This is a genomic window from Paenibacillus athensensis, from assembly GCF_004514475.2.
Lineage (GTDB): Bacteria > Bacillota > Bacilli > Paenibacillales > NBRC-103111 > Paenibacillus_AL > Paenibacillus_AL athensensis.
The window spans coordinates 85503-96511 of sequence record NZ_MYFO02000017.1; the positions used below are offsets into that span (position 1 = coordinate 85503).

The 11009-nt window shown below is 58.1% G+C and carries 12 protein-coding genes and 1 pseudogene; 8 read left to right on the forward strand and 5 right to left on the reverse strand.

Annotated elements, in window-relative coordinates; all coding sequences use genetic code 11:
• Nucleotides 1–1245 carry an ABC transporter permease gene (locus tag B5M42_RS22965; RefSeq protein WP_134757627.1) on the forward strand — a complete coding sequence of 415 codons (1245 nt, stop codon included), beginning with the start codon at nucleotides 1–3 and terminating at the stop codon, nucleotides 1243–1245.
• The gene (locus B5M42_RS22970) at nucleotides 1242–1928 is read left to right on the forward strand and encodes an ABC transporter ATP-binding protein (RefSeq protein ID WP_134757625.1); all 687 of its coding nucleotides are present in this window, start codon (nucleotides 1242–1244) and stop codon (nucleotides 1926–1928) included. Before B5M42_RS22965 ends, B5M42_RS22970 begins: the two co-directional genes overlap by 4 nt.
• Before the next feature lie 181 nt (nucleotides 1929–2109).
• On the opposite strand, the gene B5M42_RS22975 is transcribed toward B5M42_RS22970, so the two are convergent.
• Nucleotides 2110–2556, reverse strand: a complete 447-nt coding sequence (locus B5M42_RS22975) for a hypothetical protein (RefSeq protein WP_209280809.1) — start codon at nucleotides 2554–2556, stop codon at nucleotides 2110–2112.
• A 359-nt stretch (nucleotides 2557–2915) separates the two neighbouring features.
• Between B5M42_RS22975 and B5M42_RS22980 the strand changes: the two genes are divergently transcribed.
• Nucleotides 2916–3671, forward strand: a complete 756-nt coding sequence (locus B5M42_RS22980) for a DUF1906 domain-containing protein (RefSeq protein ID WP_134757624.1) — start codon at nucleotides 2916–2918, stop codon at nucleotides 3669–3671.
• A 173-nt stretch (nucleotides 3672–3844) separates the two neighbouring features.
• Here B5M42_RS22980 and B5M42_RS22985 read toward each other — a convergent pair whose 3' ends face one another.
• On the reverse strand, nucleotides 3845–4177 hold the full coding sequence (locus B5M42_RS22985) for a hypothetical protein (protein WP_134757622.1): 333 nt from the start codon (nucleotides 4175–4177) through the stop codon (nucleotides 3845–3847).
• 240 nt (nucleotides 4178–4417) lie between these two features.
• Here B5M42_RS22985 and B5M42_RS22990 point away from each other — a divergent pair, with 240 nt between their 5' ends.
• From B5M42_RS22990 to B5M42_RS23010, 5 genes and pseudogenes are all read left to right on the forward strand, one after another.
• On the forward strand, nucleotides 4418–4816 hold the full coding sequence (locus B5M42_RS22990) for a hypothetical protein (RefSeq protein WP_134757620.1): 399 nt from the start codon (nucleotides 4418–4420) through the stop codon (nucleotides 4814–4816).
• Nucleotides 4776–6044, forward strand: coding sequence for a DNA polymerase IV (locus B5M42_RS22995; RefSeq protein ID WP_134757618.1), 1269 nt, complete (start codon nucleotides 4776–4778; stop codon nucleotides 6042–6044). Before B5M42_RS22990 ends, B5M42_RS22995 begins: the two co-directional genes overlap by 41 nt.
• Nucleotides 6045–6220: 176 nt before the next feature.
• Nucleotides 6221–6535 (forward strand): annotated as a pseudogene (locus tag B5M42_RS23000) (SRPBCC domain-containing protein); the annotation flags it as partial.
• A gap of 306 nt (nucleotides 6536–6841) precedes the next feature.
• On the forward strand, nucleotides 6842–7342 hold the full coding sequence (locus B5M42_RS23005) for a hypothetical protein (RefSeq protein ID WP_134757614.1): 501 nt from the start codon (nucleotides 6842–6844) through the stop codon (nucleotides 7340–7342).
• Between the two features lie 21 nt (nucleotides 7343–7363).
• Nucleotides 7364–7696 carry a helix-turn-helix domain-containing protein gene (locus B5M42_RS23010; RefSeq protein ID WP_230633153.1) on the forward strand — a complete coding sequence of 111 codons (333 nt, stop codon included), beginning with the start codon at nucleotides 7364–7366 and terminating at the stop codon, nucleotides 7694–7696.
• 258 nt (nucleotides 7697–7954) lie between these two features.
• Here the strand turns inward: B5M42_RS23010 and B5M42_RS23015 are convergent, their stop codons facing one another.
• From B5M42_RS23015 to B5M42_RS23025, 3 genes are all read right to left on the reverse strand, one after another.
• Nucleotides 7955–9334 carry a hypothetical protein gene (locus B5M42_RS23015; protein WP_134757612.1) on the reverse strand — a complete coding sequence of 460 codons (1380 nt, stop codon included), beginning with the start codon at nucleotides 9332–9334 and terminating at the stop codon, nucleotides 7955–7957.
• A gap of 335 nt (nucleotides 9335–9669) precedes the next feature.
• Nucleotides 9670–10554 (reverse strand): TetR/AcrR family transcriptional regulator, encoded by an 885-nt coding sequence (locus B5M42_RS23020; RefSeq protein ID WP_167690358.1) that lies wholly within the window; start codon nucleotides 10552–10554, stop codon nucleotides 9670–9672.
• A gap of 228 nt (nucleotides 10555–10782) precedes the next feature.
• A partial coding sequence (locus B5M42_RS23025) for a transposase (protein WP_230633099.1) occupies nucleotides 10783–11009 on the reverse strand: 227 nt, incomplete at its 5' end.

The window sequence follows — 11009 nt, forward strand, 5'->3', positions numbered from 1 at the left end:
ATGTATTTGGCTCTTCGGGAAATGCGCTTCGCCAAAGCGCGGTATTCATTGATTGCGACGATTTTGCTGCTGGTCGCTTTTCTGGTTTTGTTCGTGACCGGGCTTGCGCAAGGCTTGGCTTACGATAACGCGGCTTCGATTCAGAATATGACGGCAACGCATTTTATGATGGAAAAAGCAGCGGACCACCACTTCACCCGCTCCCGCGTCAGCGGTCAGCAAGCGGCGCAAGCCGGCGCCGCGGCGGGAGCTAACAACGTGCAGCCGCTTGGCGTCCGAATGACGACGGTGACAGCCGGGGGTGCGGCCGGCAAGCTCGATGTGACGCTGCTGGCGGTCGAGCCGGACGGCTGGCTGATGCCGACGGTAACGGAAGGAGCGAAGCTGGCTGCCGACAGCGCGGGGCAGGTCGTTGTCGACGACAAGCTGAAGGCTTCGGGCGTTGGCATCGGGACGGTGCTCACCGATCAGGCGTCGGGCCGGCAGTGGACGGTGAGCGGCTTTGTGAGCCGCGAATCGTTCAGCCATTCGCCCGCGGTTTGGATGAGCGAGCGCGATTGGCGCGCGTTGCAGGCGGCGTCGGCCGGCAGCGCGCGGGCCGGAGCTACGGCAAGCGCCGCCGGCGAAGCGGCCGCCGGCGCAACGGCCGGCGTAGCAGATGTCGCTGCGGATGCCGCGGCCGCCGGCGTGAAGGGTGGCGCAGCAAGCGTTGCAGCCGACGATGCGGCAGATGCGGCCATCTATAATGCGCTGGCCGTGAAGACGGACGACGCCGGAGCGAAGCGGCTTGCCGCAGCGCTGCCGACGCTGGAGGCGGTGAGCAAAGCGGCTGCGGTTGCGGCGATTCCGGGTTATAAGGAGGAGCAGGGTTCGCTTTTGATGATGCGGGTATTCCTGTTTGTGATTTCGGCGTTCGTGCTGGCTGTTTTCTTCTACGTTATAACGATCCAGAAAAGCCATCTGTTCGGCATCCTCAAGGCGATCGGCACGCGCAACGCTTATCTGGCCCGAAGCGTCGTGCTGCAGGTGCTGCTTTTGTCGGCGGGTAGCTTGCTGACCAGCCTGCTGCTGGTCGGAGCGATGGAAGCGCTGCTGCCCGACGGAATGCCGTTCCGGCTGCAGGCTTCTATGCTGGCGCTGACCTGTGGCGCTTTTATGGCGATGTCGCTGGCAGGGTCGCTGCTATCGCTGTGGAAAGTCAGCCGGATTGACGCACTGGACGCGATCGGGAGGGCGGCGGCATGAGAACGTATCTGGAATTGCAGCAGATTACGCAGACATTTACCGATGGCGGAACGCAGCGGACGATTCTCGACCGGCTTGATTTGCAGGTGGCGGCAGGAGAGCTGGTTGCGGTGATGGGGCCTTCCGGCTCCGGGAAAAGTACGTTTTTGTCCATTGCCGGCGCGCTGCTGGCGCCAACGGGCGGCGATGTACGGCTTGACGGGGAATCGATACGCGGCAAAAGCCCGCATGAGCTGGCCGATTTACGGCTGCACAAGCTCGGGTTTATGTTTCAAAGCGCGAACCTGCTGCCTTTCCTGCAGGTGGAGGAGCAGTTGCTGCTCGTGGCCAAGCTTGGCGGCATGGAGAAGGCGCAGGCAATCCGGCGTGCGCGGGAGCTGCTGCACAAGCTGGGGCTGGAGCATCGGCGCAGCGCTTATCCCGAGAAGCTGTCGGGCGGCGAACGCCAGCGGGTGGCCATAGCCAGAGCGCTGATGAACGATCCGGCGGTGCTGCTCGCTGACGAGCCGACGGCAAGTCTGGATGCGGAGCGGGGATTGGACGTCGTGCGCTTGCTGGCCGGCGAAGTCAAGGAAGCGGGCAAATGCGCGGTGATGGTGACCCACGACGAACGCGTGCTGGGCTTTTGCGACCGGATTCTGTATTTGGAGCAGGGCAGGCTGACGGAGAAATCGGCTGTCTGAAGCAGATCGGCTCCGCAGCATAACGGTGGAGCGCACAATTCGCCGTGCGTATGAAGGGGCGAACGCCTCCGGTTCGGGCCGCAAGGCCCCAAGAGATTCGGCTGCTGCCGACACGACAAAAAAGACGCCACAGGCTGCCTTTCGGCAAGCTTGTCCGGCGTCTTTTTCACATTTTAAGAGATTACGACCATGTGAAATGATAGTTGTACGTCGTGCTTCCGGTTGGTTGCACGTACATCGTGTATTGATGTCCCGCCGTCAGCGTGACCGTGTAGGTATGCGCGCCGGGAGTGATGCCGCTTGTCCCGAATACGTAGGTGCTGGTGCCGCTGTAGGTGGTGTCGTAGAGGACAAAACCGCCCGATGCGCCCGCTGTATCCACAGAGAACGTCAACGTGTGGGAGGTGCTGCTGTCGTTGCTGATTTTCCAGCAATCCATCGGCACGCCGCCCTCCATAAAGCCGTAGTTGTCAAAATTCAAATACGTTTGGGTGATGCTGTAGCCGCCCGCTCCTTTCGGATTTTCATAAATGATCGGGTTGGCGAAGGCGGAGGTTGTGGCCGAAAAGATCGCGACCAGCGAAGCCACCGACACGACGGAATGAAGCAGCATTTTTTTGATTTTCATTATGTACACGCTCCTTTTGAATAGTTGGATTAGAAATATAATGGAATGTTGGCGCGAGCTCCTTTCTGTATATTGGGAATCATTCAAAATTATACAGGATGAAAAAATGATCATCCATATCGATTGGGAGGAATCATAACAATACACATAAAATAAGTAAAATTGGATGGATTTATTGAGGAAAACAGCCGCTTGCCAAGCGCGCAAAACAAATGATTGACAAGAGTCGGTCCTTCATTGGAAAATCTGTACATCAGGCGATCGGACTGCGTCGATTTTCAGCGGTCATTGCGGCACATTGGCCGTGATTCCTGTGCGCTTTCGCGCATATCGTACAAGATAAGGTGAGGTGGTCTTTGATGAGAAAAGGCTTTGATTGCGCGACGCCGTTAACCGCAGCTGCGGCAGCGGCATTTGCCAGGGATGGCATGGCGTTCGTGTGCCGGTATTTGGTGCCAAGCGGCTGGAAGGCGCTGACGGCGTCCGAGGTCAAGGTAATCAACGCGGCAGGTCTGGATATTGTGTCCGTGTTTGAGGTATCGGCCGATCGGGCGCTGGGCGGTCGTGCAGCCGGCAGAGCCGATGGCGCGACGGCTGTCGGAGTGGCGCAAAAAGTTGGACAGCCCTTGAATTCCTGCATTTATTTTGCGGTTGATTTTGACGCCAGCAAGGCCCAGCTGCCCGCAATCATCGAGTACATTCGCGGGGCCGCGGAGGCGACGCCTTCGTATACAACGGGCGTATATGGATCGTATACGGTCGTGGAGGCCGTTCTGGACGCGCAGGCTTGCTCACGGGCTTGGCAGACCAAGGCGTGGAGTCAGGGCAAGCAGTCGGCCAGAGCGCATATCTATCAGTACGATTGCGGACCTGCAGGATTGGGTCTGCCGATGAATGGCATCACGGTTGATTTGGACCATGCGAATGGCGAGGAAGGCTCGTGGAATACACTTCACACAGAGGAGGACGATTATATGATGCAAGCTGACGATGCGAACAAAATCATCGGGTTTTTGAGCGCTGCCTATCAGGCTGCGCCGGATGAAGCAGCCAAGGAAGAGATCCATCGGCTGGCCAATGAGCTGCGCAAGGCGTCGGGTCAGGCGGCGAATTAGGGTTAGAAATGGAGCATAGTTGATTAAGGTGCAAGCCGATTTGCAGAAATCGGCTTTGTTTGCGTTGGGGCAGGGAGAGGAAGGTCTATTCCAGCTTCCAATTGAATCACCTATCCTTGTTTAGTGAGCCTTCGCTGCCGATGCTGCGTCATAGAGCCTGCGCGGAGCACCCGCTAATACGGCCAGCGGAACACAAAGGAGCCGACGAACAGCAACGGGAGCGTGGCGATTGCAAGAAACACGCCATGCCAGGTTTTCAACGGAATATCTCGAAATAGAAAAACGCGGCACACGATAAAAACGGCGATCCACACCAGAGGCGAAAGCGCAGTAGCGATCATATTGAGAAAAGCAGCAATCGCGGAGCCCAGTGCCTTCATGCCAATGAGGCTCGTTTCTCGTGGGGCATGCATGGCGATGTTGTAGGGCGCCCAGATTTGTATCCATGTGATGATCAGGCATAAGCTGGCAATGACAATGGACATGCCGATAGACATTTTTTTCATCAGTGTTCCCCTCCCTTGTGTGCTGAATTTCGTACGTATATTCCATATTATAGGGTGATTGTTTTTTTGAAAAGGGGCTGGCGATGCCGTTTGGGACGTTCGCTGTACGTGTCATGTTCGCGCGTTTTTTATATTGCGTTTCGCCGCAAAAAACATTTGCGTTGCTGCATAATCCATTTCTGTTTAGAATAAAATACAAACAAACGTTCCTGTTTCTTTCGCGAAGAGGAGGTGAATAACGTGACCCCGGCAACGCCCAAAGACGAACTGCAGCTGATCAAGGAATACGCGCTGCTGCCAATGCTGCTTGGGATGATTGCTCGCGACGCGGGCGAGCTGAAGCTCCACAAGGATAAACTCATCTATCGTCATCTGCTGTACCACTTGGACGAGGTGGAGCGGGCGATTTACGGCCTGCAGGCACAAAACAAGACCAGCATGCGTCAATTGGATATTTTTGTGTTGAATGTCAAAACGGATGCGGGCGGCGTTAACGTCCAGTACAAGCATCGCGGTTACGAAAAAAGCTTCTCCATGCTCCGGCCGCTCATCAAGGCGGAGCTGATGAACATCCTGTGGCAATTGGGAGGAATTCACCATGACCAGCAGCAAGCAGGAGAGAGTCGTCTTTCTCTCTGACGCCCAATCGTTTTATGCCAGTGTGGAAAAAGCGGACCATCCCGGTCTCGCGAATAAGCCGGTTGTTGTCGCCGGAGACCCGGAGCGCCGGGCCGGCATTATTTTGGCTGCTTGCCCGATCGCCAAGCGTTATGGGGTAACGACGGCCGAACGGCTCGGCGAGTCACTCAAGAAATGCCCGGATCTGGTGATCATGCGGCCGCGCATGCAGCATTATATTGAAGTGTCGCTGCAAATCACAAGCATTTACAAGGAGTTTTCCGATCTGGTCGAGGTATTTTCGATCGATGAGCAGTTTATCGATGTGACGGCCAGCCGCCGGTTGTTTGGCGAGCCGCCGGCCATTGCCGCCGAGATTCAGCGGAGAGTGCTGCAGCAAACGGGAGTTTGGGTGCGCATTGGCATCGGACCGAACAAGATCATGGCGAAAATCGCTACCGACATCTGGGCGAAAAAACGGTCGGACGGCGTGTTCACCTTGCGCCGTGCAGAAATCGCCGAGCTGCTGTGGCCGCAGCCGGTCAGCCAAATGTTTGGCGTAGGCGGCCGGATGACGGCGCATTTTGCGCGAATGGGCATGCTGACGATTGGCGATGTCGCCCGCACGCCGCTGGCGGCGCTCAAGGCGAAGTTCCGCGCCCGCTTTGGCAAGCAAAGCGACATTCACGCCGAGGTGATGTGGCGCACGGCCAACGGGCTCGACGACAGTCCGGTCGACCCGCGCACCTATGAACGCGGACAGCAGCAGATCGGGCATATGTTTACGCTGCCGCGCGATTACCGGGAGGGGGAGGTCGATATCGTCATCCGCGAGCTGTGCGAGGAGGTGTGCCGCGACGCCCGGCGCAAGGGCAAGATGGGGCAGGTCGTTTCGGTGGCGTGCATGTGCAGCCCTTACGATCACCCGACGGGCTTTTCCCGGCAGCGCAAAATGCCCGACCCGACGAACCATACAGATGACGTGTACGAGGCTGCCCGCACGCTGTTTTACTGCCATTGGGACCGCATGCCCGTGCGCCGCGTCGGCATTGCGCTGAGCGCTCTGTCGGACGACAGCGTCTATCAGCTTTCGCTGTTCGAGGATAAGCCGCGCCAGCGCGCGCTGGATCAGGTGACCGATCAAATCAAGGAGCGGTTCGGCGCTGCGGCGCTTGTCCGGGCGTCATCGCTGACGGCGGCGGGCCAGGCGGCGAGAAGGGCGCAGCTGATCGGCGGGCATTATAAATGAGCGGTGATGAAATATGTAAAATAAAGTGATGATATTTAACGGAGATGGCTGTAACGGAATTTCAAAAAAATATAAAAACAGAGTCAGAGTGAGCGGAACCGTTGATGAGCCGACATGGCGATTGATTGGAGAAATGTTCTTTTTTCTCGGAGGGCAGATTTGAAGGGAAGGAGTAGCACATCACGAAATGGAACTCGCCTTCCGAGGACTGGCACACGCCGTTTGCCGAAAACGATCTGCAGGTCGGAGGCAAATTTGTCTCCCGTATGGAAGGCGAAGGACGGCAGCTTTGGTTTTGATTTTGCCGGAGTGTACGACGAGATTGTTGTCAACAAGTGCATTGTGTACACGATTGCGACGGCAGAAAAGTGGAAATTACGTTTATCCGCCAAGACAACAGCACCAAAGTCATCGAATCATTCGAAGCCGAAGGAATGAATGCCGTGGAGATGCAGCAAGCGGGCTGGCAGGCGATTTTGAACAATTTCAAGCTGATGCCGAGCGGACTTCAGCAGAGTAAGTTCTATTTGCAAACGAATCAAGCGCGTGCCGATGTCGTCGGTGTGCGCTTGATTTTTTGTTTGGGGGCGTAGGAGAGGACAGGGACGCAGCTTGCATGGCGACGAAAAAAGAATTGCGTTGCTGCATAGACTGCGGTTTTGTAGAATAAAATACAAACATATGTTCCTTTTTCGGTGCTATTCGCAGCAGATGCGGTCCGCATGTGGCGGGCGGGGGCACCGATTACGGCAGGCCAACAGCCAGTAGGTAAACAACGTAGAGGAGGCCACAGCAGGATGAAAAGCAAAAAGCTGACGGGAAACGGGCTCTGGGAATCGAGCCGGATGATGCTGCCGCAGCATCGGGAGGCGCTGCTCGCCCAAGGGGCCGAGCGGCCGGTGGCGGAGCAGGCCATAGCGGCGAGGCCGGAGAAGCGCGATACGGAGCTGATTCGCGAGTACATCATGCTGCCGTTGGCGAAGCAGGTGATTGTCAAAGCGGCGCAGGCGTTCCGGGAGCCCGATCATATGCTGGCCCGGTGCGCGGAGGTCGCGGTACAGATCATCGTGAAGCGAATGAACGGCAAGCTGCTCGAGCTCCAGCGGGAAATGGAGCAGCGGCACGTGCAGGTTGTACGAACGGGAGGCGATGCTGACGTCCAGCAATACCGTTATGCGTGCCGGGGTTATGAAGGCGAGCTGGCGCTGACGCGGGCCGAGCTGAAGGCCGAGGTTGCAGCGCGCATCGAGCGGTATCGCGACGGCTTCGTGCGGGATGTGCGCGCGGCGTTGAGCTGAGGGCGGCAGCGGGAAGTCCCGGTGCGATCATGTCTCGTACCGGGATTGGCTGCGCGAGCGGAAGTGAACGCTTCGACGCTGCGCTACTACGAGTCGGTCGGCTTGCTGGAACCGCCAGTGCGCCGAAACGGTCAGCGCCGTTACGATGAGCAGCTGCTGGAACGGATTCATTTTATTAAAATCGCCCAGCAGACCGGATTCAGTGTCCAAGAAATGGTCGTGATGTTGGAGGGGCTGGAAGCCGGCGCGCCGCTTTCCGAGGCGTGGGAGAGGATGGCTCAGCTAAGCGCGCCGAATTGGAAGAGCGCAAACATCAAATCGAGTCGATGCTGCATATTCTGGACAACGGATTGAATTGCAAGTGCTTGACCTGGTCGGAATGTCTTGACCACATTCGGCATAACGGCTCGTGCCAGGAATCGGATGGAGCGCCGGGCGCGCCTCCAGCACGCTGGCTTCTTGTAAAACGACAGCCAGCGTCTGCGCGATAAGGTGTTTCAAAACGCCTAGATTATCTATGAATATCAGCTCTGTAAAATGTAAAAGATGCTTCCAAACCACGAAGAAGTGGGATTGGAAGCATCTTTGTATTTGGGACAAGCAAGCATTCGCTTAAAATGCAGGAAACGGAATGGCGTAATCCTTCATGATGCCGAGCAGATGAAGCTTCCAGGCGTCAAAGGTCATGCTGCCCTTGGCCGCGGCCCACGGAATGTAAGGCAGCGGGATGTTCAAATCCTGAGAGAGCATGTAAGCTGTCATATAGTTGACATATTTTTGCGCCATCGCGTCGTAATTGACTGCGGCTGGCGTCGGAGCCGTTGGGACGCCGGCGCTGTTGCTGTCGTTGGCTTTGGCCGGAGCGGCTGCCGGCTGCTTGGCGGCAGGGGCCGGCTGCAGCCCGGCTCCCGAAGAAGCTGCGGCGTAGCTGTCTGCAGGCGGACCGTCCGTTTGCGCCGGCAGCTTGTTCTGGATTCCGCTGTAATGCGCGGTCAGCGGCTGGCCGTCTTCCATCAGCGGCAGCTCGTTGCCAAGCAGCGTGTCGGCGGTATCGCTGGAAAATTTGCTGCGCAAGCGGAGCAGATCGGACGTGGCCGGTTGCTTGTAGCGAACGTTGTCATCGATGAAGGCTTTTTCCCGTTTATCGAGCTGCGCGGCGTAAAAGCTGAGCTCTTCGTCCTGTTTGAGCCGCTCCATCTTCTGGTAATCGGCGCGGGGCTGCGGCTGCTGGCGGGGCCGCGAGCTCGGCTCAATATCCTCCACGGCGCTTAGCTGCAATTGGCTCAGCTTCTCGACGGCATCGTGGATCTGGAACAGGTAGCCGAATAACCGGTCCCCGTCGTCGGCGTCCTGCAGCGCTTTTTCCAGGCGGGCCGCGCCGTTGATCTGGTGCCGCTTGAGCAGTCCGCATAAGGCCAGCGCATCGGCGCGGCCCATGCTCATCGGCGACTTGTTCATGCTGGCGAGCTCCTGACGCTTTTGCTCGATTTTGTGGGCGACGGTCTGGTATCGCTTCTGCACAATCGGCAGCGCCCTGAATTTGTCGGGCAGCCAGGCGGGGTAGCCGGTCGTGCGAAAGGATTGGAGCCGCCGGCGCTGAAGCTGGTCCAGCATCCCCAGCGGCATATCGATATAGGTTTCGTGGCGGTTCAGCGTATCCATGATGCTGTCGAATTCCTGGGCCTCCATGTGCTCGCTGAACGAAAGCTCGGGTGCATAGGTTGAAAAATAACACCGCTTGCTTTCGTCGAAGGCGACTTCGCGGCGAATGAGCTGCGTCGGGCTTTGCTGGCCGAGCTCGCGCGGCTTCAAATGCGAGGCGACGATGGCGCCGACTGCTTTGTTGCCGATCGTGCGCTGCAAATAGACGATGCGGCCGCTTTGTACGCCAAGCGACTGGGCGCTGGACAACGACAGCTGCGGACGCGAGCGTCCCGACCGTCCTGACGCTGAGCGCGGCCTTGCTTTTTTGCGTCTGATCCGCTGCATCATGGGCGCTGCTCCTTTCCGTGTGGCGATCCGGTGGTTTCTAACTATTTCGCTATCTTCTATTTTAACACCTGCCGCCAACCAGCAAAAGATGGGAATATCGCGAATCGAAAAACGGGCTGCACAAGGTCATCTGATACACGGCGCGCCGGGGGCGGACGCCCTGAGCGCGGTGAGGGTAAGCGTGCCGGGAGGCACTGTGGCGAGTGCGCTGAGCGGCAGGTGCGCGTGCGCCGCTGCGCAGCGTCCATCCGCCGCTGAAGCCTGCCAGCGCCGCACCCACAGCAAAGGCCCGTCTCCCGAGGGATGAGACGGGCCTTTGCCAACCCCGCGCGCGCCTACAGCGCGAGCACGTTCCGCAGCTGCGCCGCCAGGCTTTGCAGCTGCGGTTCGCGCTCGACGTAGGCGACCAGCGCGCGGAGGAGCGGCCCGCTGGGCCGCTCCTTGGCGGCTTCTACACGCAGAAGCCGCAAGAGCTCGAGCAGCTCCGCCTGCTCGCTGCCGCCGACCGGCAGTTCGGCGACAGCGGCGCTTAGCTGCTCCAATAGCTCCGCGGCGGTGCGGGCCCGGTCCGCCGCGGAGTCGCCGCCTGCGCCCCAATGCAAATAACGGGCGTAGTCGGCGGGGCCAAGCAGCGGCTGACCGCCCGCTGCCTGGAAGTGAGCGGCTACGGCGTCGAGCCGCTCCAGCACGAAACGCGCGGTCCGGTCAATCGGCAGTGGATCGTGCTCCGCCATCACCCACTGCAAAAACTCCTTCAGCAGCGCTTTATACACAAACACAAGGTCCCAGATGTACGGCGCGAGCTCCAGGCCGCCATAGACGCGCTCCAGCAACTCCTTGTGCCACTGCATCAGCCGGCCCCGCGTGCGCAGGCGCAGCGGAATGAACTTGTCGTTTTGCCGAAGCGAACCGCTGTATTCAATCAAAATATGCTTATGCTCCATAAAATACCGGAAGCGGAACTCCAACTGCTGCACAAAATGCGCCTTCGCCGACAGCCCCGGCAACCGCGCCATCCGCTCTGCCTCGGCAAAATAACGGTTCAGAAACTGCTCCATCACTTCGCCAAACAAATCCTCCTTGGACGGAAAATATTTGTAGACCGATCCCTTGGCGATCCGGCAATCGTCGGCGATATCCTGTATCGACACCGCGCCGAAACCGCGCAGCGAAAACAGCTTGGACGCCGAGCGGACGATTTCCTGCTTGGTCATGCTCATCCTACAGTCGCTCCTTTGTACGAACCTTGACAACGTATGACTCATGGTACATAATAGTGAACATTAAGTCAATGGTGACTTTGTGTTCATTTAAGGGAACATGCGGTCATGATAACCGGGCTATACCGGCGCATCAGGTCAGACGCGGCCGCCGTACGGCCGGCACCGTGCTCCGGGGAGTCGCGCGCGGTGCGCGGAAACCTATTTTAGGGCTTGCTGAACGAAACATTACAGAGCAAATCGCCTGTAGGCGGTACGATTCAGCAGCATGTTGAACATGAAGACGAAAAAAAGCCGCAAGCGGCGTTCCAAGTTCATCACGAGGAACTGCATGGCGATGACGGTCCCGCTCGTTTGCTCGAGTCGCGCCCGGATTCGGTTCAGTCCATATTTTCGTTTTCCTTCGCCAAACTTGCCTTCAATCGCATTGCGCCCGCCTGCATCCAGCTTGGCGA